This is a genomic window from Microbacterium testaceum (assembly GCF_001476285.1).
Taxonomy (GTDB): domain Bacteria; phylum Actinomycetota; class Actinomycetes; order Actinomycetales; family Microbacteriaceae; genus Microbacterium; species Microbacterium testaceum_B.
This window is the reverse complement of record NZ_LDRU01000035.1, coordinates 1-25,702: the sequence shown is the minus strand read 5'-3', so window position 1 is coordinate 25,702 and position 25,702 is coordinate 1. Positions and strand designations below refer to the sequence as shown.

Genomic DNA, 25,702 nt, shown 5'->3' with positions numbered 1-25,702 from the left:
ATTCGACGCCCCCGGGCGTTTCATCAACTGACGCTCTCACTAAGGAGAAAAGCACATGACCGCCAAGGCGACGACCTCCGCGACCTTCGAGCAGGACGTCCTGCAGGCCGACGGACCCGTTCTCGTGGACTTCTGGGCCGAGTGGTGTGGACCGTGTCGCATGGTCGCCCCCGTGCTCGACGAGATCCAGTCCGAGAACTCGGGCAAGATCACGATCCTCAAGCTCAACGTCGATGAGAACCCCGACCTCGCGATGAAGTACCAGATCACCTCGATCCCGGCGATGAAGGTGTTCCAGGGCGGCGAGGTCAAGACGACCATCATCGGCGCGAAGCCCAAGTACGCGCTCGAGCAGGACCTCGCGCCGTTCATCGGCTGAGTCCCCTCGCGAATCGAATCCCCGGCGCTTCGGCGTCGGGGATTCGTCGTTTCCGGGGGCATATCGACGCGGGGATCGCCGGGGACGATGGATGCCGAGCAGGGCCCGCGCTCGATCACGCCCGGGGTGCTGGCGCAGGCGTGAGGCCCATGGAGGTTGCATCGTCGAGACGGTGGGGGAGAGGATGCCGCGGAGGGCGCGCTGCGGCGTTTGCGTCGCGCGGACCGTCTCCTGTCGGGGTGTGCACCGCACGCGGACCGCGTCGTGCCAGGTGTGCGCCGCTCGGGCTGAACGTCGTGCCGGGTTGTGCGGCATACGGGGTGTGCGGTGACCGCGGCGTGCGGGGTCTTACGCCGCGCAGGGAGCGCGCCGCACGGGCTGAGGGCGTCGTATCGGTTGGTGGGACGGCGTCAGGCGCCTGAGGGCCGTCAGGACGCGTCGAGACGTACGCTGGCATCCCAGCGCCGGTGGGGCTCTTCTTCGCCCAGGATGCGCCACACAGCGCGCGTGAGCGGGGGATAGTCGAGAGCGATCTGCCGCAGCACGCGGTAGTTGCGCGCGCGGTTGGGTCGCTGCCCGCCGTTCTCGGCGATGTTGTCGGCCCGCAGCGTCAGGACGACGAGCTCATCGACACTCGGGAGGTCCTCCATGAAGTCCCACGGATCCTCGCCACCGCGCAGCCGCTCATGGATCAGCACCGCCAGTTCGTCGGATGCCTCTGCCCGCAGCAGTTCCAGACTCGCCCGCCGGGGCGGGTCTTGCTCGTTCGCGGTCACCTTTCCAGGGTACGCGCGACCGGCGACACCTGGGCCTCCCGGTCAGCCGGTGTAGCTCTCTTCGCCCAGGGCGGAGAGGATTCGATTCAGGTCCTGAATCGTCGCGAAATCGATGCTGATCTGGCCTTTCTTGGCCGTCAGTGACACGCGGACCTTGGTGTCGAGTCGGTCGCCGAGCCGCTCGGCGACGTCGTCGAGACCGGATCGTCGCGATCCTGCCTTGGGCTTCTGACGTGCGGGGGAGACCCCCGGCATCTTGGCCGCTGCTTCCGCCGCGCGCACGGAGAGATCCTCGTTGACGATCTTGTCGGCGAGCTTCTGCATCTCCTGCGGGTCGTCGAGCGACAGGATCGCACGAGCGTGCCCCGCGCTGAGCACACCCGCCGCCACGCGCTGCTGAACGGGCACGGGGAGCTTCAGCAAGCGAATGGTGTTGCTGATCTGTGGGCGAGAGCGACCGATGCGAGTGGCCAACTCCTCCTGGGTGATGCCGAAGTCCTCGAGGAGTTGCTGGTAGGCGGACGCCTCTTCGAGGGGGTTGAGCTGGGAGCGGTGGAGGTTCTCGAGGAGCGCGTCACGCAGAAGATACTCGTCCTCGGTCTCACGAACGACGGCGGGAATGGAGTCGAGGCCCGCCTCCCGCGAAGCGCGCGTCCGGCGCTCGCCCATGATCAGTTCATAGGTGCCATCGCCCTTGTCGCGGACGACCACGGGCTGGAGCACACCGAACTCCCGCACGGAGTGCACGAGCTCCGCGAGGTCTTCGGGGTCGAAGTGCGTACGTGGCTGGCGAGGGTTGGGGACGATCGCCTTGGGGTCGATGTGTACGAGTCGAGCGCCCGGCACCGAAACGAGGTCGCCCGCCGGCGACGTCGCGTCCGTTCCCGCGGGGGATTCTGTCTTGACCGACGAATCCTTCGAGGAAGCACCAGGGAAGAACACGTCGACGGGACGCGCCTCCGATGCTTCCGCCGTCGGGATGAGGGCGCCGATACCGCGCCCGAGTCCGGTCCTCTTCGCCATCAGGAGCCCTTCGTCGTGGTGTCGCGGTTGACGATCTCGACCGCCGCTTCGCGGTAGGCGATGGCGCCCGCTGACTGGCCATCGTACGCGATCACGGTCTGCCCGAAGCTCGGCGCCTCCGAGACGCGCACAGAACGCGGGATCACGGTATCGAGCACTTCGTTCGCGAAGTGGGAACGCACCTCGTCGGCCACCTGCTGGGCCAGACGGGTACGGCCGTCGTACATGGTGAGAAGAATCGTGGAGACATGCAGGGTTGGGTTGAGGTGCTTCTGGATCATCTGAACGCTTCCCAGAAGCTGGCTCAATCCTTCCAACGCGTAGTACTCGCACTGGATCGGGATCATGACCTCGTCGGCCGCCGTGAAGGCATTGATCGTGAGCAGACCCAGCGACGGAGGACAGTCGATGATGACGAAGTCGAGATGATTGCCGTCGATGGCGAGGTAGTCGCGCAGCGCTCCCCGAAGACGGTGCTCGCGAGCGACCTGTGACACCAGCTCGATCTCCGCGCCGGCGAGGTGGATCGTGCTCGGCGCGCACAGGAGGTTCGGCGATTCGGGGCTCGTCTGGACGATCTCGGCGAGAGGCACCTCGTTGATGAGGACGTCGTAGATGCTGGTGGTCTCCGCGTTGTGCGCAACCCCCAGAGCCGTGGAGGCATTCCCCTGCGGGTCGAGGTCGATCACGAGCACGCGAGCTCCGACCGACACGAGAGCGGCGGCGATGTTGACCGTGGTCGTCGTCTTACCGACGCCGCCCTTCTGGTTCGACACCGTGAAGACGCGGGTGCGACCGGAGAGCTCGACTTTCGCGCTCTCGAGCGCCCGTCGACGCGCTGAGAGATCAGCGATCTCGCGTGCGATGGGGGAGTCGAAGAACGAGGATGACGATGGCGTTTCGTCGGACTGTTTCACGTGAAACGCTCTCCCTTGCCGTCGCCGAACTCGCCCAGTCTACCCGCGCGGCTGTCGCGATGATCGACGCGGCCCGGTTACCCACAGGCTTTCCGGGGAGGGTGAAGGTCATCTCCCCGGGGCATTCGGGATGCCAGCCGTCCCCGGGGTGGGCGTCTCCTCGACCTCGCCAAGGGCGGTCGGGGCGCCCACGAGAAGGGGGTGAGGCTCGGCACGTCGCAGCGAGCGTCGGGTGATAAGTGCCACGTGCCGCAGGTGCCGCGCGTAGGCCCGACTCATGCGATGGGCCACGACATGCTGACAGCGCCCGCTTTGCGGAGACGACCATGGTTCGTGGTTCGCGAATCCCTTTGATTTTCTTCGCGCGAGCATCCGCCGCGATGCGCCAACACTGCCTTCCCCGAGGACGGCCGATACAGCGGGCTCCCACGGCGAGGTTCGACAGCGCACACCCGAGGCGGCCCGCACATCGGGTCTCGTCGTGGGCGCGTCGCGGGTTGCGAGCCGCGGGGACTAGCGCGAACGGACGGACCGCCCGGCACGGACGGCCGGTCTTCTCGACAAGGACTGCCGAAGTCGGTCCTGCCGGCAAGATGCGGTCAACCGCCCTCCTCCAGCGGCCCCTCGCGCGCCGCAATGGCACCGCGAGCCATTTTCGATGGACACCACCGAACCGTAGTCGTTCAGCACGTCATCGATTGACGCGTGCCGCCGGCTTAGCCCTCGGCCCGATATCTTGCCCCTTGCGGCGTAGCCACGGCAGCTCATGGCGCTGGTCGTGTTCTACACGCAACATAGCGAGCACCACGAGCGAGAGGGAGCGGCGCGGGTGTTTCACGTGAAACATCGGGTAGCTCCGTTCCCAGGGCTGTTGCTGAGCGAGGACTCCCATCCCAGCAATCACGGATGAGCATCACTTGCCCGTCGATCCGTTTCCCCCTGACATCTCACACAATCTGGACTCCACTGGGTCCCAGGCATTGCGTGATGACCCTGTCACGGTGGACGAGCACCGGCATCCTCCGGGGAACCCAACCCGGTCGTGTCGACTCTTGACGCCAACACCCGGGCGATTGGTTCGAGGGGAGCTGGTGTGTCGATTCTCAGCCCCGATTGGCTCGATGCCCCGCCGAGCTCATTGGGGACGTTTCACGTGAAACACCACCCGTCAGCACCTCAGGTCCCACGATAGAGCTCTTCCGCGCACGGCTTGCAGGTCGCGGTCGTCTTCACGCCCAGATCAACGCAGGCCCTGCGACAGGGTCCGACGACATTCGCAGGGACAGTGCCACCAGCCAACAGACCACCCGTCAAATGGTTCGACTTCCAACGAGTCGACTGGCGAGTACCCGCTGGCAACCTTCGTCCCAACCAGACCACACGGCGACGGTCAAGTTCACGCCGCGCCCAGATCGGAATGAGAGGCCCCGGGCTGTACGAACGTGATTACACGAGCCGAGAACTCGTCGACATGACGCCATGAGTGGATTGCAGTCGCTCGATCGTGAGAGCATCAGTACCCGCGTGTCCGCTCGCTTCGACTTCGCGGTCCACGGGATGGTGCCCCATTCGTTGGCGACAACTTGTGCGGCCACGGGCGCGCGGCGAGCGTGTGAGAGATCCGATGCAGCACGAGCACACTGACTCTGCTGTCAGTTGAGAGCTGGCGCCACGACAGGAGAAGTCCCACCTCGCAGGTGGGCCCCGTGACCCTCTACAGCTCGTGGAACCTCGGTGAGTGGATCGGTTCTCCCAGATCCGATTCATTTCGGGGAGGCGCTGCTGTCCTCGCCAACACGCACCGATTTGTCCTGACTGGCGCAGTCGTAAAGCCCGCTCGTGCGGCCCTGCCTACCGTCCACGTGTTGGACAGCGAAAACGAGGTTTCACGTGAAACAGCCGTCACGCCGTGGCGGTGTGCGTACGTACCGCTGGTCCACTAGACCGACGAGTCCTCGACGCGTCGATCGACGCGGCAGCCCGGCTGACTTGCTTCTGGCACACCTCCGTTACGAAGGCATCCGCTTGGAGAACCAGGCCTGTGGTCGGGGAAGGACTCCGTTTGTGACTTCGACGAGCGCGCATTGCAGCCCCCGCGCGTGTCTCGCCACCCACGGCCACCACCTGCATTGCCCCGTGCGAGGCCGCATAGCCCCGTCCGCGGGCGAGTTTCACGTGAAACATGTGTCGTCTCGGTCGCCAAGTACTTCGTCTCATGGCAGCACGACGACTCTCTTCCAGACCATTCACCGTGGCGAACGCCACGCTCCGCCTGTTGGCCCGATGGCATTGACCCTCGATATGAGCCAGATCCCGCCTCCGGGGGACATCATTCGGGCCCCGAGTCACGATAACGGGAGGGCACAGCGGGCGTGCTCTACCTTCCGCACGACGGCGTCCACCACCCGATCAATTCCGAGAAAGCGTTTCTACCTGCCCCACTCGGTCGACTCCCTGGAACCTTTCCTAGCTGCCACCGGACGAGGCGGGCCTGGGGGAGGAGCTTCCCATTGGAGCCGATCGCCAGTCGCTCCATCACACCATCACGCTTCGAGCTCTCGGACACGTTCCTCGCTCTGGCCGCCCGGCGACGTGTGGACCGGCGAGCTTCTGTCGCGCCTCGCTGATTCCAGGACCGTGGCGAGCTGCTCCTAGGCTCGACGGTGGGTCCGAACCCTCTGATCCCTCGTCACCCCATATTGCTTCGACGAGCATTCCGCGCTCCCTCGCTCGATTCCATCAGCATGTGGCACGCGTGAGCGTCGGGGTTCATCTGGGTGACGGAACGGTCGACCACGTCATCCGCTCCCGACATATCCACGCCATGGTCGACGTGCGCGAGCAGCGGAACGCATCGTCGCCCCGACCTGGCCATGTCGGCTCCTCGCGCGAACACATGCGGCGGCCGGCCCAGTCGACAAGCAGGTCCGCGTCGGCATCAGAACTTGCGCGATATCGCCAGGTGCCAGCGTGACGATCGTTTCCCGTTTCATACGGCGTCAGCTGCCGCGGTACCTACGTGCTGGTGCGGCGGGAGGTCGTTGCGCACGCCGGATGCCGCGCGTTCTGACCGTAGGTACGCAGCGCCAACCCGCGCTCCCAGGCAGCCGAAAAGTGGGCACGTCGCCGTGCATGTTTTACGTGAAACACACGGGCCAGAGGTGCTCGACGAGCTACGCATGGGGGGTGGGGTATCACGTACTTTCGAACGCCAGGCGCCTCAAGCTCGCACTCGCACTCGCACTCGCACTCACACTCACACTCACACTCACACTCACGACTATGGCGATGAGACCCCGCGAGATTCACCGCGGGCAGCGCGGTACGTTTCACGTGAAACATCAAGCCCGGCCGTACGGGCGCAGAGTGCGCGCGCACACGCATTCGCAGCGAGGAACATCAGGCCCGCAACGGTCACCGCGCGGTCAGTTCGAGCCCAAACCAGTAGCTGCCCGCACAACGCGTCACGGAATGCGTCTACGACGGGCCCCGCAGCGGCTCATCTTGCCGCCTCACTGCGCTCACGACCTGATCCTGGGCGGGAAATCGCATCCATCATCGCGCGATGTTCGCCGCCGGTCGCAGATGCCCAAGGCTCGCAATCCAGACCCTCAGTCATGCCTCTCTGGCGGAGGTAAATCGCGGCTCCCTCCAACCGACCTGCGCTTCTTCGCCCGCACGAAGGTCGACGAGGACACTCCTCGGTGCCTCGACTCCCGAGACAGCAGCTGACCGTCGCGTCACCCGCCTCGGTGACCGGGTACCGCGATAGCTGCCGCGGCAACACCCGAGGACGCGCCCGCAGCCAAGGGCGTCAGCGAACGCACGCTAGGACGCCGGCTCGAGGTCCAACAGCATGACACTCACAGGCTCCGCATGCCACGGGGCAGAAGCGTGGGCGATTCCACCCGCGCGCTGATGCGAGCACAACTTGCAGTCGGACCGTCCGCTCGAGGTGCGCCCGCTGACTCCGACCAATACCGGCACCACCGGAAGAACCCCCATCCCCACACGGCCGTCTCTGTCATCTCGATCGCGAGCCCGATCCTGATCGTCCGCATCACTGTCTCGCAACCCCCTCATACGCTGGGGATGGCGAGGAATCAGACGCATCTCGCACGAACACGGTCACTGCTACCGCCCGTGCTCGCGACATGGGGGAGAGCCCGGGAGAACGCTCACGCGCCATCAGCCCTACGCACACTACGACCCACGGCCAACCCGCGCCCCGTTTATGCGGACGAGATGTGATCGGCCCTACCGACCGTGGCGCCCGTCGCATCAGTCACCGACCGCTGCGCGGCGATCACACCTCCACCGCGGACGTCGTTGTGGTCGGGCCTACTCCCGGACTCATCTTCGCGCCAGATCGCGGTACATGACGGGGCGGATCACCACTCTGAAGCCGTCCACTCCTTCGATCACGCAAACTCCGTTCATCACGCATCTCCAGCGCTCACAATGCGAGAAGTTTTCCGCCTGAGCGTCGACCCGCGGCGTCCGGAGATCGTGGGGGAGAGGCGAGATATCCACTGCCGCCTTCGCCGGGCCATCCGATTCGGCCTCGAGCGGATGACATGTCCCGGAAGAGACGTGCGCCGGATTGGTCGTCGCACTTCACGTGGATCCTCTCCTGTCCGCAATCCGGGCGCAGGCCTTCGGAGGCGGTGCGGCACCGCCCGGCCTCATTGCCGGATGCCTCCCGAGCGAGTCGCTCAAAGCCAGGCCACGCCCATCGGTCCGGCGAGATCGCACCCTCTCGCCGCCGGCGCGCGCAGTGCGTCACCGAGGTCAAGATGTCCGTCCACGCTCGACCCCGCGGACTTCACCGAAAGCCGTTTCACGTGGAACACCGATGCCAACACCGGCACCGGAGCCCACGACGCACCACGCGCAGGGTTCACGCCGACACCCCTGCGATCCAACTGACTACCCCGCAAGGGTCTTCGTGGTCGCGTAAGCCACGACCAACTTGTCAGACAAGCCTTCCACACTCTATCGCGGTCGCCTTCGCGCTCAAGTGAAGGACGCAGATCACCGCGCCACGCCCGTCGGACGAGCGCACACGCGCCGTCCATAAGCGCCCCGTGTCCCAGAATCACCCGCACGATCGATGAGTTCTCCGCCGGTCGCAGCTCGCTCGGCCGGGCGCTGATTCCGGTCGACCGGCACGCGGCATCCGCCCCTGTCTCTGCGAGCCCCGCACGAGAACAGTGCCACCGAAGCCTCACCCGAAACCGCGAGATAGGCACCCACAACCGCTGACGTCAATCAGGAAGGGGTACGCCGCAAGTCGGCGGGATGAGGGAGATCGTCAGCGCGACACCGTCGCCACGAAAACGCGCGTCGGCTCGTCCAACTGCCCCTCGCCGACGACCTCGACGCGCACATCGGTCAGTCCGAAGCGGCGCACCTGCTTCGCGGCCGCGTCGATCTCGGCCGCGACGTTCGCCCCCTTCAGGAGCACCAGTCGACCACCCGGACGAACCAGGGGAGCGGTGAAGGAGAGCAGCGTGCGCAGCGCACTCACCGCACGCGCGGTGACGACGTCGAACGAACGCCCACCGGTCCACTCTTCGCCGCGCATGCGAGCGACCGTGACGTTCGAGAGCCCGAGACTCTCCGCCTGCTCGGTCAACCAGATCGTCCGGCGCTCCATCGGCTCGATGAGCGTCCAATGAACGTCCGGGCGCGCGATCGCGAGGACGATCCCCGGCAGACCGGCCCCCGACCCGATGTCCGCTGCTTGACCTTCGAAGAAGGGCGCCGCGACAGCACTGTTGAGGATGTGACGAGTCCACAAGCGCGGAACCTCGAGCGGACCGATCAGACCGCGTTCCTCGCCATGCTGCGCAAGAGCCTCGGTGAAACGCCGAGCGAGGCCGAGACGATCACCGAAGATCTCCGCGGCGACCGCGGGCTCCGCCTCCAGCTCCAACGGCATCCGGAGTCCTCAGCTGCGACGCAGAACGGTGTGACGGTCCGCGCCCTCACCGAAGGATTCGGACACACAGCCTCGCTGAGCCGCGATGTCGTGGACGAGCTTGCGCTCGTAGCTCGACATCGCGGGAAGGGACGCTTGCGACGCACCCTCGTCCAGGCGCTCGATCGCCCGGTCGACGAGGTTCTCGAGTTGACGCTGGCGCGCGTCGCGCGAGCCGCCCACGTCGAGGATCAGTCGCGAGAAGCGACCGGTCGCGTTCTGCACGGCGAGACGCGTGAGCTCTTGGAGGGCCTGAACCGTGTCAGGGTGCGACAGCGACGACAGCGCGCTCGCATCGTCCGCCTCCACGGACACGTAAGCCCGCCCGGCACGCACGTCGAGGGCGAGATCACCATCGATGTCGGCGATGTCGAGCAGTCCCTCGAGGTAGTCGGCGGCGATGTCGCCCTCCTGCTCGAGCTGCTCTTCGGTGGCGGCGTTCTGGTCGGTCGAGATCTGCTCGGACGTCGTCATGATGTCTCCGGGTCGTCAGGAGGAAGGGTCGGATGCGGCGGAACCGGATGCCGGGCGCGCGGGGGAGCCGCCGGGTTTGGTGCCGCCCTGCTGCTTCTTGGCACGCTGCTTGCCGACCGGCTGCTGCCGCTTGGGCTGCGCTGCACGGGCGCGCTCAGCCTCTTCGAGGAGACGCTGCTGCTCGGCGCGGTACTTCTCGATCGGGACGACCTTGCCGCTCGAATCGATCGCCTTGCCCTTGCGCGCGAGGCGCTCTTCGCGGGCCTTGGCCGCGTCCGATCCGGGGGTCGGCATCTCGCGGATGACGACGAACTGCTGGACCATCGTCCACAGGTTGCTGACGAACCAGTAGATGACGACACCGAGCGGGAAGAAGACGCCCGAGAAGATGAACGCCAGCGGAAGGATGTAGAGCATCACCTTCTGCATCTGGTACGCCTGGCCGGTCTTCGCCTCGGGGGAGAGGTTCTTCGAGATGATCTGCAGCTGCGTGAAGAACTGCGACGCGATCATCAGCACCACCAGCGTGAGCAGGATCGCCACGGTGACCTGGCCGTCGGGCTGGCTCCACGCCGTCACGAGGTTCACGTGCATGGATGCCACGTCGAACAGACGCGCGTCGTAGAACTCGGTCGTGAGCTCGGGGGTGAGCAGACCCACACCACCGACGCCGCTCGCGGCGTGCTTCGACACGTCGTTCAGCACGCTGAACAGGGCGAAGAAGATCGGCATCTGCACCAGGAGCGGGAGGCAGCTCGAGACCGGTGTCGTGCCGTGCTTCTTGTACAGAGCCATGGTCTCGCGGCTCATCGCCTCGCGAGACAGCTGGTCGCGCTTGCCCTTGTACTTCTCCTGCACCTTGCGCAGTTCCGGAGCGATCTCCATCATCTTGCGCTGGCTCTTGATCTGCTTCACGAAGAGCGGGATCAGGGCGGCACGCACGATGAGCACGAGACCCACGATCGAGAGCACCCAGGTGAGGCCCGCGGCCGGCGCCATGCCCAACGCCGTGAACAGCGCGTGCCAGCCCACCAGCACGAGCTCGACCATCCATTTCAACGGCCAGAGGATGGTCCCAATGAGATCGAATTGCACGATCAGTCCTTCCGGGAGGGCACGACGAATCCGTGCGGAGTGAGTTCGTGACGGAAGGCGCGGTGAGGACGGACATCGTCGATGCCTCCCTGAGCCCAGGGATGACAGCGTGCGAGGCGGGCCGCGGTCAGCGCGACACCCTTGACGAGTCCGTGCTGCTGCACGGCGCCTACCGAATAGGCAGAACAGGACGGGTAGTACTTGCAGACGTCGCCATAGACGTGCGAGATCGTCGCGCGATACGCGTGCAACAGGGCCAGTCCCGCGTTCCGGGGCAGGAGCGGGATGGATGCCACCACCGCGGACAGCTCGAAGTGGGCGGTCCCGGTGGACGAGGTGGGGAGGGTCGAGGCGCTCATACGAAGGCCTTCCGCTGCAAGCAACGAAGGACGTCGGACCGGAGCGACGCGTAGTCGGCGGTCGCTGAAGAAGGGAGAGCCCGGATCACGACCGAGGCGCCCCCGCGGACAGACGGGAGCGCCTCGGCGCACACCGCCTTCAGGCGGCGGCGGACGGTGTTGCGAGTGACCGCGGATCCGACCTGCTTGCTCACGATGAAACCGAAACGGGCGGGGCCGTCTTCGTCCACGCTGCCGACGTACGTCACGGCATGGGTTCCGGCGCACCGAGTGCCCCGGCGGACAGTGGCTTTATAGTCCGATCCGCGGGTGAGTCGGTTCGGCTTCGCGAGCACTAGGTGGGTCAGGCCGAGAGTTCGGTGCGGCCCTTGGCACGACGGGCCGCGAGGATGCCGCGGCCGGCGCGCGTGCGCATGCGGGCGCGGAAGCCGTGCTTCTTGGCGCGGCGACGGTTGTTGGGCTGGAAGGTGCGCTTGCTCATGGGTCACTCCGGAGGTGGTGTCGCCCGATGCTCTTCTGCCGGGGACGTGGGTCGGGACTGCCGTATAGGCATAAGTCAACCGACTAAGGCTACGTCGCGCGCGCCCTTAACTCAAACCGAGAATCCGACCGCCCATTATCCCCAGTCGTTGTCCACAGGCGTGGCAAAGACACGCGACAGCGTTCTACAGTGGATTTTGCTCCGGATGAGCCGCGAACTAGCGTGGCCCCGGAAGTTATCCACAGGTTCGACGCGACTCCGTCGGTCTGCCCGCGCGCCGAGATCCCGGAGGGGACATGTCATTGCACGAAGTACCGGATGTTCCCGTCTGGTCCGCCGTGCTCGACCACCTCCTCGAGGATGAGCGCGTCACGCCGCAGCTCCACGGCTTCCTCAACCTCGCCGTTCCTCAGGGCGTCATGGGCGGCACGCTGTATCTCGACGTCCCCAACGATCTGACCGCCGCGCAGATGAACAAGCGCATGCGTGCACCCATCCTCGAGGCGCTGACCCAGGTTCAGGGATCAGACCCCGAAGTGAACGGGTTCCGCGTGGTGGTCAACCCCGACCTGATCGATTCGCCGCGGCCCGCTCCCGCCGACGACCGCCCCGCGCCGGCCCCCGCCGCTCATTCACTCATCCCCGAGCAGGCGCCGGAACCGATCGTGCCGGCATCCCGCAGCGACACCCGGCTCAACCCGAAGTACACGTTCGACAACTTCGTCATCGGCCAGTCCAATCGGTTCGCCCACGCAGCGGCCGTCGCCGTGGCCGAAGCGCCGGCGAAGGCCTACAACCCGCTCTTCATCTACGGGGACTCGGGGCTGGGCAAGACCCACCTTCTCCACGCGATCGGCGACTACGCCGCGAGCATGTACGCCGGCATCCGCGTCCGATACGTCTCGAGCGAAGAGTTCACGAACGACTTCATCAACTCGATCGCGAACAACCGCGGCTCGGCGTTCCAGGCCCGATATCGCGACGTCGACATCCTTCTGATCGACGACATCCAGTTCCTCCAGGGGCGCGCCGAGACGCAGGAAGCCTTCTTCCACACGTTCAACACCCTGCACGACCACGACAAGCAGGTCGTCATCACGAGCGACCTGCCCCCGAAGCAGCTCACGGGCTTCGAGGACCGCATGCGGAGTCGCTTCGAGTGGGGCCTCATCACCGATGTGCAGGCGCCCGACCTCGAGACCCGCATCGCGATCCTCCGCAAGAAGGCGCAGAGCGAACGTCTCCTCATTCCCGACGACGTCCTCGAGTACATCGCCACGGTGGTGTCATCCAACATCCGCGAGCTCGAGGGTGCTCTCATCCGCGTCTCCGCGTTCGCGAGCCTGAACCGGTCGACCCTCGACATGTCGCTCGCGCAGACGGTGCTCCGCGACATCATCGATCAGGACGACGCCAATGTCGTCTCACCGACCGACATCATCACGGCGACTGCGCAGTACTTCAAGCTCTCGGTCGACGACCTCTACGGTTCGAGCCGATCACAGGCCGTCGCCACCGCCCGGCAGATCGCAATGTATCTCTGCCGTGAGCGCACGAGCCTGTCACTGCCCAAGATCGGACAGCTCTTCGGCAACCGCGACCACACGACCGTCATGTACGCCTACAAGAAGATCAGCGACCTCATGAAGGAGCGTCGATCCATCTTCAACCAGGTGTCGGAGATCACGAGCCAACTCGGACGTATGCGCTGAGAGCTCGTCTCCCGCACCGGGCCCGTCCGCATCCGCGGTCGGGCCTTTCGTCTTTTTCGGCCGGGAGAACCCGTCACAACCTCTTCCGCGGAGACTTTTCGGCAGGTTCTACACAGTGTGGAAAACCTGTGGATAACTCGAAATCTCTGCGGATGACTTGTGTACGACGCACCTTAACCTGTGGACGACAGGCGCACCCCCGCCGAGCGCCGTCGTGTTAACTGCGCAGACTCTCCGCAACGCCTCCACAGGTCACACTCGTGTCGTTCCCTTCTGTTAACAGGGATCCATCGAGTTATCCACACTCTCCACAGCTGTTAACAAGATGAAAGATCCCATTCGAGTTAAGAGAGATTCGATGACCTTGTGGTGCGAGGGCACGCACATCGGGGGCGCCTCGGTCGGGGACTAGCATGGGTAAGCCATACCCGCCGTCAAGGGAGCGTCCGTGAAGTTCCACGTCAATCGCGATGTGTTCAGCGAAGCCGTCTCGTTCGTGGTCAAGCTCCTGCCTCAGCGCAATCCGCAGCCGATCCTCGCGGGTGTGCTCATCGAGGCCGGCGATCAGGGACTCACGCTCGCCGCGTTCGACTACGAAGCCTCCGCGCGTACGACGATCGAGGCGACGGTCGACGAGCCCGGCACGATCCTCGTCCACGGTCGTCTCCTCAGCGACATCGCCAGCCGCCTGCCGAACGCACCCATCCAGATCGCCGTCGACGACGACGGTGGCATCCTGCTCACGTGCGGGTCGGCGCGGTTCACCCTCGCCTCGATGCCCGTCCAGGAGTACCCCGCGATCCCCGAGGTCACGGGTGAGTCGGGTCTGGTCCCCGCGGACGAGTTCGCCACCGCTATCGCGCAGGTGGCCTTCGCGGCATCCCGCGACGACGTCACCCCGGTCCTCACCGGTGTCCAGCTCGAGGTGAGCGGAACACGGCTCAGCCTCGTCGCCACCGACCGCTACCGCGTCGCGCTGCGCGAGATCCCGTGGGACGGCGGGCAGGCGGCATCCGACGAGACGACGTCGGCGCTGGTGCCCGCGCGCACCCTGCAGGAGGTCGGCAAGACCTTCGCGCACGGCGGCGACATCTCCATCGCCTTCTCGGGGTCCGGCGACCGCGAGATCATCGCGTTCACGGCCGCGAATAAGACCGTGACGTCACTGCTCATCAAGGGGAACTTCCCCCCGGTGCGCCGGCTCTTCCCCGAGCAGACCGAGCACCACAGCGTCGTCAACACCGCCGAGCTGGCCGAAGCCGTCCGTCGCGTGGCGCTCGTCCTCGACCGCTCCGCTCCGCTGCGTTTCACCTTCGGCGCCGACGGTGTGTCGATGGACGCGTCGGGCACCGAGCAGGCGCGCGCCACCGAGACAGTGGATGCCACGCTGGTCGGCGACGAGGTCACGCTCGGCCTCAACCCGCAGTACCTGCTCGAATCGCTCGGCGCGGTGCGCAGCGAGTTCACGCGCATCACGTTCACCTCGAGCGACAACGCGAACAAGCTGAGTCCCGTGCTGGTCACCCCGCAGACCTCGGTCGACAAGGGCGGCGAGGGCACGTTCAAGTACCTGCTCCAGCCGAACCTGCTGCTGCGCTGAGCCGGCCCCGGGCCGATCCTCGGGCTGATCCTCGGGCTTCGGTGTCGGAGGCGGCCGGTAGTCTGACTCGGTGATCGTGGAGCAGCTGGGACTGAGGGATTTCCGCAATTACGCGGAAGTCGACGTCTCGCTCGCCACGGGCGCCAACGTCTTCGTCGGACGGAACGGCCAGGGGAAGACGAACCTCGTCGAGGCGGTCGCCTACCTGGCCACGCTCGGTTCTCATCGCGTGTCCAGTGACGCGCCGATGGTGAAGGACGGGGCGGATGCCGCGATCGTTCGCGCGCGTCTCGCTCACGGAGAGCGCAACGTCCTCCTCGAACTGCAGCTCAATCGCCAGGGCTCCAATCGCGCGCGTGTGAACGGCGTGAACGTCCGCACCGCCGAGTTGCCGCGCTATGCGCAGGTGATCCTCTTCGCGCCCGAAGATCTTCAGATCGTCCGCGGTGACCCGTCCGCACGCCGGCGCTTCGCCGACCAGCTCATCGTGCAGCGGAGCCCCCGCATGGCCGCTGTCGTCGCCGACTACGACAGGGTCCTGCGTCAGCGCACCGCTCTGCTGAAGTCCGCTCGGGCGCGAGGGGTGCGCGGCGACGCCCTCGGCACGCTCGACGTGTGGGACGACAAGCTGGTCACCCTCGGGACCGAACTCATCGAGGCGCGCCTGGCGCTGGCATCCGATCTGTCCGAACCCGTCGCACGCGCGTACGCGGCGATCGCGGGCGCCGACCACGAACCGCGCCTCGAGTGGGCACTCTCCGTCGGTGGCTGCGATCCCGAAGAGGGCGAGGCGGCCACCCCCGCGTCGGCCGGGCCTCTCGCCGACCAGTTCCGCGCCGCCCTCGCCGCTCGCCGCTCCGCCGAGCTCGAGCGGGGGCTGACACTCGTCGGTCCGCACCGCGACGATCTGGTGCTGCGTGTCCGCAACCTGCCCGTGAAGGGCTACGCCTCGCACGGAGAGTCCTGGTCGGTCGCGCTCGCTCTGCGCCTCGCCTCGGCCGAGATCCTGCGCGCGGAGTCACGTCTCGGAGACCCCGTCCTGATCCTCGATGATGTTTTCGCAGAGCTCGACGCCGGACGCCGCGCGCGCCTCGCCGAGCTCGTCGGCGGATACGAGCAGGTGATCGTCACCTCCGCGGTCGAAGAGGACGTCCCCGACGGCCTCCGCGCCCACGTGGTTCGAGTGGAGGCGGGTCGGATCGTGAGTGACGACGATGAGTGACGAGACCGAACTGCCCGAGACGATGGCGACCTACCTCCGCCTTCGTGGCCTCGAACCCTCGCCCTACCGCAAGAAGAGGCGTCGTCGGCGGACCGACGACGACGAGAACGCCCCTTTCACCCCCGGCCGCGACCCGCGCGGGCTCGGGGACGTGCTCTCGACGCTGACGCAGTCGGCGGGGTGGGAGCCGCAGCTTGCACGCGAGGATCTGGTTCGCACCTGGCACGACGTCGCCGGCGCCGACACGGCCGCGCACACCCGCCCGGTCGCTCTGGACGCCGGCACACTCACTGTCCAGGCCGACTCCACCGCGTGGGCGAAGCAGCTCCAGCTCATGCGCGCGCAGATCCTGTCGGAGATCCTGCGTCGCTTCCCCGAGGCGGGTGTCGAGGCGATCCGGTTCGTGGGGCCGGACGTCCCCTCCTGGAAATGGGGGCCCAGAGCCGTTCCAGGCCGCGGCCCGCGCGATACCTACGGCTAGGCCATGGTCGATCCCGCCTCGACCCGATTTATCCCCGCGTAGGGGCGTACACGCCATTTCTGCAGGTCGCGCGCGATAGGATGGAAGCTCCGAGAACCGATCTGGAGCGCGCGTACCCATGACGTCCGAAAACCCCGACAGCGTTTCCGAGGAACCTGAAGCACCCTCCACCAAGGTTCCCAACGAGTACGGGGCCGACGCCATCCAGGTGCTCGAAGGTCTCGAGGCGGTGCGCAAGCGCCCCGGCATGTACATCGGCTCCACCGGCGAGCGGGGCCTGCACCACCTCGTCCAAGAGATCGTCGACAACTCCGTCGACGAGGCCCTGGCCGGGTACTGCGACACGATCGAGGTCACGATCCTCAGCGACGGCGCTGTCCGCGTCGTCGACAACGGCCGCGGCATCCCCGTCGACATGCACCGCACCGAGGGCAAGTCGACGGTCGAGGTCGTGCTCACGGTCCTGCACGCCGGCGGGAAGTTCGGCGGTGGCGGATACGCCGTGTCCGGCGGTCTGCACGGCGTCGGCTCATCGGTCGTGAACGCGCTGTCGACCCGCCTCGAGGTCGAGGTCAAGCGGCAGGGGCACGTGTGGCGCCAGTCGTTCCGCGACGGCGGGCACCCTCTCGCTCCGCTCGAGAAGGGCGAAGAGAGCGACCAGACCGGGACGACGATCACGTTCTGGCCCGATGCCACGATCTTCGACACCATCGACTTCGACTACGACACCCTCCGCACGCGTTTCCAGCAGATGGCGTTCCTCAACAAGGGTCTACGCATCAGCCTCCGCGACGAGCGTCCGCAGTCGGTGGTCGTCGAGGGCGAGCCGGGCGAAGAGGTCACCGAGGCGCGGAACGACTCGTTCCTCTACGAGCGCGGTCTCGTCGACTACGTCGAGCACCTCAACCGTGTGCGCAAGGCCGATGTCGTCAACGACGAGATCATCGAGGTCGAGTCGGAAGACACCGAGCGCCACATCGCGCTCGAGCTCGCGATGCAGTGGACCACCGCGTACACCGAGAACGTGTTCACGTACGCGAACACGATCAACACGCACGAGGGCGGCACCCACGAAGAGGGCTTCCGCGCCGCGCTGACCACGCTGGTCAACCGCTATGCCCGCGCGAACAACCTGCTCAAAGAGAAGGACGACAACCTCACCGGCGACGACATCCGCGAGGGGCTCACCGCCGTCATCTCGGTGAAGCTGTCGGAGCCGCAGTTCGAGGGCCAGACCAAGACGAAACTCGGGAACACCGAGGCGCGTGCCTTCGTGCAGAAGGTCGTCGGCGACAAGCTCGGCGACTGGTTCGACCGCAACCCGGGCCAGGCCAAGAACATCATCCGCAAGGCGATCGATGCCGCGACCGCACGTCTGGCCGCGCGCAAGGCGCGCGAGACCGCGCGCCGCAAGAGCGTGTTCGAGTCGGCCGCGATGCCCGACAAGCTCAAGGACTGCACCTCGAAGGACCCCTCGATCAGCGAGATCTTCCTCGTCGAGGGTGACTCCGCCGGCGGTTCGGCCGTGCAGGGCCGCGACCCGCACACGCAGGCGATCCTGGCGCTGCGCGGCAAGATCCTCAACGTCGAGCGCGCGCGTCTCGACCGGGCGCTGGGCAACAAAGAAGTCCAGGCGATGATCCAGGCTTTCGGCACGGGCATCGGCGAAGACTTCGACATGGCCAAGGCGCGGTACCACAAGATCGTGCTCATGGCCGATGCCGACGTCGACGGCCAGCACATCACCACGCTGCTTCTGACCCTGCTGTTCCGCTACATGCGCGGACTCATCGAGGCCGGTTTCGTCTATCTCGCCCAGCCGCCCCTCTACCGCCTGAAGTGGTCCAACCACCCCCACGAGTACGCCTACAGCGACCGTGAGCGTGACGCGATGCTCGTCGACGGCCAGGCCGCCGGTCGCCGTATCCCCAAGGACAACGGCATCCAGCGCTACAAGGGTCTCGGTGAGATGAACGACCACGAGCTCTGGGAGACCACGATGGACCCCGAGACGCGCACCCTGAAGCAGGTGACGATCGACGACGCCGCGGCCGCCGACGAGATCTTCTCCGTGCTCATGGGTGAAGACGTCGAGTCGCGTCGCAGCTTCATCCAGCGCAACGCCAAAGACGTCCGCTTCCTCGACATCTGATCTCTCGCCCGCGCGACCCCGCACGGAACCTCACGACGACGATCGACGACGTACTACGAAACTGAGAAGACATGGCTGACGACATCACGCCCGAGCCCGACGACGTCCGGTCGGAACCCGCGCACAACCACGGCAGGATCGACCAGGTCGACCTCCAGCTCGAGATGCAGCGGAGCTACCTCGACTACGCGATGAGCGTCATCGTCGGCCGCGCACTGCCGCGTGTCGAGGACGGTCTCAAGCCGGTCCACCGCCGCGTGATCTACGGCATGTACGACGGCGGCTTCCGCCCCGACAAGTCGTTCTCGAAGTGCGCCCGTGTCGTCGGCGAGGTGATGGGGCACTACCACCCCCACGGTGACGCGCCGATCTACGACGCCCTCGTCCGGCTCGTGCAGCCCTGGTCGCTGCGGTACCCCCTGGCGCTGGGGCAGGGCAACTTCGGCTCCCCGGGCAACCAGGGAGCGGCTGCCCCTCGCTACACCGAGACGAAGATGTCGCAGCTCGCGCTCGAGATGGTGCGCGACATCGAAGAAGAGACCGTCGACTTCGAGGACAACTACGACGGTCAGACGCAGGAGCCCGTCGTCCTGCCGTCGCGCTTCCCGAACCTGCTCGTCAACGGCTCGGTCGGTATCGCGGTCGGTATGGCCACGAACATCCCGCCGCACAACCTCCGCGAGGTCTCCGCCGGCGCGCTGTGGGCTCTCGAGAACCCGGATGCCACCCGCGAGGAGCTGCTCGAAGCGCTCATGGAGCGCATCCCGGGGCCCGACTTCCCGACCGCCGCGCAGATCCTCGGAACCCGAGGAATCAAGGACGCCTACCGCACCGGTCGCGGTTCGATCACGATGCGCGCCGTCGTCAACATCGAGGAGATCCAGGGCCGTACGTGCCTCGTGATCACCGAGCTGCCGTACCAGGTGAACCCCGACAACGTCGCGGTCAAGATCGGCGATCTCGCTCGCGAGGGCAAGATCACCGGCATCGCCGACATCCGCGACGAGACCTCGGGTCGCACGGGCCAGCGCCTCGTCGTCGTCCTCAAGCGCGACGCGGTCGCCAAGGTCGTGCTGAACAACCTCTACAAGCACACCCAGCTGCAGGAGAACTTCGGCGCGAACATGCTGGCGATCGTCGACGGGGTGCCCCGCACCCTGTCGCTCGACGGCTTCATCAGCCACTGGATCGACCACCAGCTCGACGTCATCGTGCGCCGGACGCGGTACCGCCTCCGCAAGGCCGAAGAGCGCATGCACATCCTGCGCGGCTACCTGAAGGCGCTCGACGCCCTCGACGAGGTGATCGCGCTCATCCGCCGGTCTCCGACGGCTCAGGATGCCAACGAGGGACTGCAGAAGCTCCTCGACATCGACGACATCCAGGCGCAGGCCATCCTCGACATGCAGCTGCGTCGTCTGGCAGCGCTCGAACGGCAGAAGATCGTCGACGAGGCGACCGAGCTCGAGGCCCGCATCGCGGACTTCAACGACATCCTCGCGACCCCTGCCCGCCAGCGCACGATCATCCGTGACGAGCTGACCGGGATCGTCGACCGCTTCGGCGACGACCGTCGCACGCAGATCCTGCACGGCTTCGACGGCGACGTGTCGATCGAAGACCTGATCGCCGAAGAAGAGATGGTCATCACCGTCACGCGTGACGGCTACATCAAGCGCACGCGCAGCGACAACTACCGGTCGCAGCATCGCGGCGGCAAGGGCGTGAAGGGTGCGCAGCTGCGCGCCGACGACGTCGTCGAGCACTTCTTCGTCACCACGACGCACCACTGGCTGCTGTTCTTCACGAACAAGGGTCGGGTCTACCGTTCGAAGGCCTACGAGGTCCCGGAGGCGGGACGGGATGCCAAGGGCCAGCACGTGGCGAATCTCCTCGCCCTGCAGCCCGACGAAGAGATCGCGCAGATCCTCGACATCCGCGACTACAGCGTCGCCACCTACCTGGTGCTGGCGACCCGCAACGGTCTGGTGAAGAAGACGCGCCTCGACGAGTACGACACCAACCGGCAGGGCGGTGTCATCGCGATCAAGCTCCGCGGCCAGGTGGCCGAGGAGGGCGACGACACCGAGCCCGGCGCGGCCGATGAACTGGTGAGCGCCCTGCTGGTCGACGAGGGCGACGACATCCTCCTCATCAGCCGGCTGGGCATGTCGCTGCGCTTCTCCGCGACCGACAGTGCGCTGCGCCCGATGGGTCGGTCGACGTCGGGCGTGAAGGGCATGGACTTCCGCGAGGGCGACAGCCTGCTCTCGGCATCCGTCGCCAAGGACGACGAGTACGTCTTCGTCGTGACCGAGGGCGGCTACGCCAAGCGCACCGCGGTGACCGAGTATCGCATGCAGAACCGCGGCGGTCTGGGCATCAAGGTGGCCCGTCTGACCGACGATCGGGGCGTCCTCGCGGGCGGAATGATGGTCTCCGAGGGTGACGAGGTCCTTGTGGTTCTTGCCAGCGGCAAGGTGGTACGCTCTGCCGTGGCCGAGGTGCCCGCCAAGGGACGTGACACGATGGGTGTCGTGTTCGCCCGAGCTGGAGGCGACGATCGCATCATCGCGATCGCTCGAAACGCCGAACGCAACTTGGCAGAGACGACGGAGACGACCACGGAGCCCGCCGCAGCCCCTGCGGACGAGGCCGACGCCTCCGCTCCCGAGACCCCCGAGGAAAGTACTGACGCATGAGCACGGTAGCCGACAAGCTCGCTAAGAAGTCGACTCACAAGACCCCCGCCAAGCAGGTGCGCCTGCGCCTGGTCTACATCGACTTCTGGTCGGCGGTGAAACTGTCTTTCCTGGCCGCCGTGGCGGTCGCGATCGTGACCGTGGTCTCGTACTTCCTCATCTACCTCGTCGTCAGCGCCACGGGCCTCATCACGAAGCTGGACGAGTTCTTCACGAGCTTCACCGACGGCGGCGCCACACTCTCGCAGTACGTCGGGCTCCCCCAGGTGATGGCGTTCGCGGCGATCGTCGCGATCCTCAACCTGGTCGTCATCACGGTTCTCGGCGCCGTCGTCGCCGGAATCTACAACCTGGCGGTCAAGGTCACCGGCGGTCTCCTGGTCGGCTTCACCTCGAACTGAGGCCGATTCGGAAAAACCTCGGGATTCCGGTAAAGTCTTCGAGGTTGACGACATCACGTCGTCGCAACGGGGCTATAGCTCAGGCGGTTAGAGCGCTTCACTGATAATGAAGAGGTCCCAGGTTCAAGTCCTGGTAGCCCCACCCCATCCCCACGGGGCCTTAGCTCAGTTGGTAGAGCGCCTGCTTTGCAAGCAGGATGTCGGGAGTTCGAATCTCCCAGGCTCCACATCTTCTTCATCCCGGCTCCGGCCGATGCGGGTCTCTTCACGGCCCGCGTCGCACGCCGCCGCTGTCGCGCCGCTATGGTGTCGCAATGGACATGCGAGTCGCCGCCTATGCCATCGTCACCGGCTCGAGCGACCGTTTGCTGCTGGCGCACTGGGTCGAGGGCCGTCGGGCGGCGTGGACGCTCCCCGGAGGCGGTCTCGAGGCCGGGGAGGACCCCGAGCGCGCGGTCCGGCGCGAGGTGCGGGAGGAGACGGGCTACCGTGTGGTGGTCGATGAGCTTCTCGGCATCCACTCCCGAGTGATACCTGCGTCCGGGCGGCTGTCAGCGGATGCCGACGGGCCGCTTCACACACTGCGAATCGTCTACCGCGCCCATGTGGTCGGAGGGCGTCTCCGCCATGAGGTCGGAGGATCCACGGACCGCGCAGAGTGGTTCTCGTTGCCGACGGTCCGCAAGCTCCGCCGTGTCCAGCTCGTGGACATCGCCCTCCGCATGGCGAAGATCTCGCCGCGCGGGACGGAGGAGTCGGCTCTTATGCCCGAGGCGCGGTGATATCGGCGACCGTCGCGTCGTAAGCGTCGATGAGGTCGTCGGCCTCGACGAAGAGGCTGTAACCGTGTGCGCCGGCTCCCATGGCGATGCGCTGCCCGACGATGCTCTCGTCGGCGTAGACCGGCCAGTCTTTCGTGCTGCCGATGGGAACGATCGTCCCGCGTTCGTACCCGGTCGCCGCCAGCGCGAGCTCGGGTTCGGGCAGGCGCAGCTTGTTGACCCCGACGACGGCGCGGAGCTTGGGCCATGAGATCGCCCGATCACCGGGCACGAGCGCGAAGAGATACGTGTCGTCGGATCGCTTGACCACGAGCGTCTTCACGATGGCCGCGGAGGGGATGCCGAGGAGTTCGGCCGCCTCGTCCAGGCTCGACGCCGCCGGACGCTCCCGGATATCGACGGAGAGGCCGCGCTCGCGCGCGGCCTCTCGGACTCTGATGGTGGGGTCGCTCACGCGTCCGGTGCACGCAGCGGGTCGTCGGCCACCCACAGCTCGTCGTCGGCACGAAGTGTCTGCCACGCGGCGTAGGCCACACCGGCCGCCGCGACCACGCCGAGGATGATGGCGATGACGCCGCCGGCGCCGATGCCGTCGTTCTGGTGAGGAAGCTTCTTGGCGAGGTTCTTCGACGCCTTCTTGCCGTACTTCTCGGCACGCTTCGCGTACTTGTGGGCGTCGAGCTCGAAGCCCTGGCCCTTCGCGAGACGGTCACGCGTGTCTCCCGCGGCATCCCACACCGACATCGCCCCGCCGACGACCGCACCGGCCGCCGGAATGAGCTTGTTGCTGAGGAAGCGGTTGCTGTACTTCACGCTCTTGTCGACGTAAGGCGCGGCGTACTTGTTGTAGCCGTCTTGGACGGCGGGGACGAGGTCTTCGCGGCTGAAGCGACCGAGCTGGTGGCCGGCTTCGCGAGCCACCTTTCCGCTCTCGCCCAGCAGCACCTGCTGCGACTCCCACACCTTCGCGGCGTGCTTCTGGAGCTTGCGCAGTTCCTTCTTGCTCTTGCGGCTGAGGCCCACGGCTCATCCTCCCTATCGATGGGATGTACGTTGCTTCATCTTGCCAGACCGGGCGGCGCCCACCACGGACCCTTGCAGATAACTCTGAGAGAATGTACCCATGGCTACTCACACCGCCGTCGCGACCTTGCACACCAACCACGGCGACATCGTGGTCAACCTGTTCGGCGACCACGCTCCCCGTACCGTCCGCAACTTCATCGGCCTGTCCGATGGAACGCAGGAATGGACCAACCCCGCCACCGGCGCCAAGGGCGAGGGTCCGCTCTACAAGGACGTCATCTTCCACCGCATCATCCCGAACTTCATGATCCAGGGCGGTGACCCGCTCGGTAAGGGCATCGGCGGTCCCGGCTACAACTTCAACGACGAGATCCACCCCGAGCTCGACTTCACCGCTCCGTACAAGCTGGCCATGGCCAACGCGGGTCTGCGCCGCAACGCCATCACCGGCCAGCCGGAGGGCACCAACGGCTCGCAGTTCTTCATCACCACCGACCCGACGCCGTGGCTGCAGGGCAAGCACACCATCTTCGGTGAGGTGGCCGACGACGCGTCGAAGGCCGTCGTCGACGCCATCGCCGCTGTCCCCACCGGCGCCCAGGATCGACCGAAGGCAGACGTCGTGTTGCACTCGGTCGACGTCGTCGCCGTCTGACCCTGGGAGCGGCGGCGGGTGTCTACGACCGACGATTTCCGTCGTAACAGCGACAACTTCTGTTACCGGCATCCGGATCGGCAGAGCTTCGTGCTCTGCCAGCGATGCCTGCGCACGGTCTGTTCGGAATGTCGCACCCCCGCCGCCGTCGGCGTGATCTGCCCCGAGTGCATGGCTCAGCAGCGCGCCGCGGAGACCCCCGCCCAGAAGAAGGCGGAACGACGCTGGGCCTCGCGTCGCCCGGCGGTCGTGGTCGCCTCGGGTCGACCGCTCGCCACGCTGACGATCATCGCGGTCACAGGCCTCGTCTACATCATCGGGATCATCCCCGGTCTCGGGTCGATCCTGAGCAACGCGCTCATGTTCTACGGCCCGTACCTCGTGCCGCAGTTCGGGGCCTTCGAGCCGTGGCGGCTGTTCACCGTCTCGCTCGTGCACTCCGGTTTCTTCCACATCGCGCTGAACATGCTCGCGCTGTGGTTCATCGGTCGAAACCTCGAACCGCTCCTCGGGCGGTGGCGGTTCGTCGTGCTCTACGCCCTCGGCACCCTCGGCGGATCCGTCGCCGTGGCTCTGCTCGCGCCGCTGACTCCGGTTGTCGGCGCCTCGGGGGCGATCTTCGCCCTCTTCGGCGCGCTGCTCGTCATCGGGCGCCACATCGGCGCCGACATCCGCGTGATCGCCGTGCTGATCGGCATCAACTTCGCGTGGCCGTTCGTCGTCGCGCTCATCACCTCGATCGGCACGGGCGACTTCATCTCCGCACTGAACGGCGTCGGGATCTCGTGGCAGGCGCACCTGGGCGGGTTGATCACCGGGGCGGCCGTGGGCTTCGTCTACGCGCGGACGCGTCTCGCGCGGCAGAGAGCGTTGCAGATCGGGCTGCTGGTCGGGGTGGGCGCGGTGCTTCTCGCGCTGCTCGTGATCCCCGTCGTCGTGTACTACTGAGAGTTATCCACAGGCTCATCCACAGGTGGGGATGAATTACACGCGTGTAAGTCGGGTGAAAATCAGCGCCAGCGCGTGGTCATCAGGAAGCCGACGAAGGCGATTCCGAAGCCGATGACGAGGTTCCACGGGCCGATGCCGGGAATGGGGAACTGCGAGTTGCTGAGGTAGAACACCAGAACCCAGACCAGGCCCACCAGCATGAGACCGATCATGATGGGCAGGAACCACACAGGGTTCGGTGCCGACGCGCCTTCGTTGCGCTCGGCGATCGGGTCGTCGCCGTTTCCAGTTCGAGCCATGCGGCCCAGTCTAATGCTCAGGTGCTGCGCGACCCACGGAACTAGAATCGCCTGGTGCCCACCGCATCCTCTCCGCAGACGCGCCGCGGAGCGGGACGCCGGCGAGTGCTACGGATGTCTCTTAGACACATAGCCGAGCCACCGAGACAGGCGGAAACTTCGGATGCAGTCTTCTGCTTGAAAAAAAAAAAAAAATACAACTAAGAAGTAAGAAAACAAATAGAACAGAGAA

Annotated in this window: 23 protein-coding genes and 2 tRNA genes; 13 read left to right on the top strand and 12 right to left on the bottom strand. The window is 66.2% G+C overall.

Going from position 1 to position 25,702, the window contains the following annotated elements:
• Nucleotides 1-55 precede the first annotated feature (55 nt).
• Nucleotides 56-379, top strand: coding sequence for a thioredoxin (trxA, locus tag NS283_RS07245; RefSeq protein WP_058596206.1), 324 nt, complete (start codon nucleotides 56-58; stop codon nucleotides 377-379).
• Nucleotides 380-807: 428 nt separating this feature from the next.
• Here trxA and NS283_RS07240 read toward each other — a convergent pair whose 3' ends face one another.
• The 9 genes from NS283_RS07240 to rpmH all read right to left on the bottom strand — a co-directional run bounded on the left by NS283_RS07240 (nucleotide 808) and on the right by rpmH (nucleotide 11,487).
• Entirely contained in the window at nucleotides 808-1,155 is a 348-nt protein-coding gene (locus tag NS283_RS07240; RefSeq protein WP_058596205.1) for a hypothetical protein, read from the bottom strand.
• Between the two features lie 42 nt (nucleotides 1,156-1,197).
• A complete protein-coding gene (locus NS283_RS07235; RefSeq protein WP_058596204.1) occupies nucleotides 1,198-2,178 on the bottom strand; it encodes a ParB/RepB/Spo0J family partition protein in 981 nt (326 codons plus the stop codon).
• Nucleotides 2,178-3,095 carry a ParA family protein gene (locus NS283_RS07230; protein WP_058596203.1) on the bottom strand — a complete coding sequence of 306 codons (918 nt, stop codon included), beginning with the start codon at nucleotides 3,093-3,095 and terminating at the stop codon, nucleotides 2,178-2,180. The genes NS283_RS07235 and NS283_RS07230 overlap by 1 nt, the downstream gene beginning before the upstream one ends.
• Before the next feature lie 5,314 nt (nucleotides 3,096-8,409).
• Complete coding sequence (rsmG, locus tag NS283_RS07225) at nucleotides 8,410-9,039, bottom strand: 16S rRNA (guanine(527)-N(7))-methyltransferase RsmG (RefSeq protein ID WP_058596202.1); 630 nt, start codon at nucleotides 9,037-9,039, stop codon at nucleotides 8,410-8,412.
• Between the two features lie 9 nt (nucleotides 9,040-9,048).
• Nucleotides 9,049-9,552, bottom strand: a complete 504-nt coding sequence (locus tag NS283_RS07220; RefSeq protein WP_193751220.1) for a Jag family protein — start codon at nucleotides 9,550-9,552, stop codon at nucleotides 9,049-9,051.
• A gap of 15 nt (nucleotides 9,553-9,567) precedes the next feature.
• Nucleotides 9,568-10,647 (bottom strand): membrane protein insertase YidC, encoded by a 1,080-nt coding sequence (gene yidC, locus NS283_RS07215; RefSeq protein ID WP_193751221.1) that lies wholly within the window; start codon nucleotides 10,645-10,647, stop codon nucleotides 9,568-9,570.
• A 2-nt stretch (nucleotides 10,648-10,649) separates the two neighbouring features.
• Entirely contained in the window at nucleotides 10,650-11,006 is a 357-nt protein-coding gene (gene yidD / locus NS283_RS07210) for a membrane protein insertion efficiency factor YidD (RefSeq protein WP_058596199.1), read from the bottom strand.
• Entirely contained in the window at nucleotides 11,003-11,341 is a 339-nt protein-coding gene (rnpA, locus tag NS283_RS07205) for a ribonuclease P protein component (protein ID WP_058596198.1), read from the bottom strand. Before rnpA ends, yidD begins: the two co-directional genes overlap by 4 nt.
• An 8-nt stretch (nucleotides 11,342-11,349) precedes the next feature.
• Nucleotides 11,350-11,487 (bottom strand): 50S ribosomal protein L34, encoded by a 138-nt coding sequence (rpmH, locus tag NS283_RS07200; RefSeq protein ID WP_013584598.1) that lies wholly within the window; start codon nucleotides 11,485-11,487, stop codon nucleotides 11,350-11,352.
• 296 nt (nucleotides 11,488-11,783) lie between these two features.
• Between rpmH and dnaA the strand changes: the two genes are divergently transcribed.
• The 10 genes from dnaA to NS283_RS07150 all read left to right on the top strand — a co-directional run bounded on the left by dnaA (nucleotide 11,784) and on the right by NS283_RS07150 (nucleotide 22,539).
• Nucleotides 11,784-13,199 (top strand): chromosomal replication initiator protein DnaA, encoded by a 1,416-nt coding sequence (gene dnaA / locus NS283_RS07195; RefSeq protein ID WP_058596197.1) that lies wholly within the window; start codon nucleotides 11,784-11,786, stop codon nucleotides 13,197-13,199.
• 448 nt (nucleotides 13,200-13,647) lie between these two features.
• Complete coding sequence (gene dnaN, locus NS283_RS07190) at nucleotides 13,648-14,799, top strand: DNA polymerase III subunit beta (protein ID WP_058596196.1); 1,152 nt, start codon at nucleotides 13,648-13,650, stop codon at nucleotides 14,797-14,799.
• Nucleotides 14,800-14,869: 70 nt separating this feature from the next.
• On the top strand, nucleotides 14,870-16,021 hold the full coding sequence (recF, locus tag NS283_RS07185) for a DNA replication/repair protein RecF (RefSeq protein WP_058596195.1): 1,152 nt from the start codon (nucleotides 14,870-14,872) through the stop codon (nucleotides 16,019-16,021).
• A complete protein-coding gene (locus NS283_RS07180; RefSeq protein WP_058596224.1) occupies nucleotides 16,014-16,502 on the top strand; it encodes a DUF721 domain-containing protein in 489 nt (162 codons plus the stop codon). The genes recF and NS283_RS07180 overlap by 8 nt, the downstream gene beginning before the upstream one ends.
• A gap of 118 nt (nucleotides 16,503-16,620) precedes the next feature.
• Nucleotides 16,621-18,654 carry a DNA topoisomerase (ATP-hydrolyzing) subunit B gene (gyrB, locus tag NS283_RS07175; RefSeq protein WP_058596194.1) on the top strand — a complete coding sequence of 678 codons (2,034 nt, stop codon included), beginning with the start codon at nucleotides 16,621-16,623 and terminating at the stop codon, nucleotides 18,652-18,654.
• Nucleotides 18,655-18,725: 71 nt separating this feature from the next.
• A complete protein-coding gene (gene gyrA / locus NS283_RS07170) occupies nucleotides 18,726-21,356 on the top strand; it encodes a DNA gyrase subunit A (RefSeq protein WP_058596193.1) in 2,631 nt (876 codons plus the stop codon).
• Complete coding sequence (locus tag NS283_RS07165; protein ID WP_058596192.1) at nucleotides 21,353-21,757, top strand: DUF3566 domain-containing protein; 405 nt, start codon at nucleotides 21,353-21,355, stop codon at nucleotides 21,755-21,757. The genes gyrA and NS283_RS07165 overlap by 4 nt, the downstream gene beginning before the upstream one ends.
• A gap of 68 nt (nucleotides 21,758-21,825) precedes the next feature.
• Nucleotides 21,826-21,899, top strand: a tRNA-Ile gene (locus tag NS283_RS07160).
• Nucleotides 21,900-21,911: 12 nt separating this feature from the next.
• Nucleotides 21,912-21,984, top strand: a tRNA-Ala gene (locus NS283_RS07155).
• A gap of 87 nt (nucleotides 21,985-22,071) precedes the next feature.
• On the top strand, nucleotides 22,072-22,539 hold the full coding sequence (locus NS283_RS07150; RefSeq protein WP_058596191.1) for an NUDIX hydrolase: 468 nt from the start codon (nucleotides 22,072-22,074) through the stop codon (nucleotides 22,537-22,539).
• Here NS283_RS07150 and NS283_RS07145 read toward each other — a convergent pair.
• Both NS283_RS07145 and NS283_RS07140 read right to left on the bottom strand, forming a co-directional pair.
• On the bottom strand, nucleotides 22,520-22,993 hold the full coding sequence (locus NS283_RS07145) for an aminoacyl-tRNA deacylase (RefSeq protein ID WP_058596190.1): 474 nt from the start codon (nucleotides 22,991-22,993) through the stop codon (nucleotides 22,520-22,522). The two genes, NS283_RS07150 and NS283_RS07145, sit on opposite strands and share 20 nt — an antisense overlap.
• Nucleotides 22,990-23,562: a hypothetical protein gene (locus tag NS283_RS07140; protein WP_058596189.1), complete on the bottom strand. Its 573-nt coding sequence runs from the start codon at nucleotides 23,560-23,562 to the stop codon at nucleotides 22,990-22,992. Before NS283_RS07140 ends, NS283_RS07145 begins: the two co-directional genes overlap by 4 nt.
• 100 nt (nucleotides 23,563-23,662) lie before the next feature.
• Here NS283_RS07140 and NS283_RS07135 point away from each other — a divergent pair, with 100 nt between their 5' ends.
• Nucleotides 23,663-24,220: a peptidylprolyl isomerase gene (locus tag NS283_RS07135; protein WP_058596188.1), complete on the top strand. Its 558-nt coding sequence runs from the start codon at nucleotides 23,663-23,665 to the stop codon at nucleotides 24,218-24,220.
• A gap of 18 nt (nucleotides 24,221-24,238) precedes the next feature.
• Nucleotides 24,239-25,168: a rhomboid family intramembrane serine protease gene (locus NS283_RS07130; protein ID WP_058596187.1), complete on the top strand. Its 930-nt coding sequence runs from the start codon at nucleotides 24,239-24,241 to the stop codon at nucleotides 25,166-25,168.
• A 62-nt stretch (nucleotides 25,169-25,230) separates the two neighbouring features.
• On the opposite strand, the gene NS283_RS07125 is transcribed toward NS283_RS07130, so the two are convergent.
• Nucleotides 25,231-25,470: a cell division protein CrgA gene (locus tag NS283_RS07125; protein ID WP_058596186.1), complete on the bottom strand. Its 240-nt coding sequence runs from the start codon at nucleotides 25,468-25,470 to the stop codon at nucleotides 25,231-25,233.
• Nucleotides 25,471-25,702 lie beyond the last annotated feature (232 nt).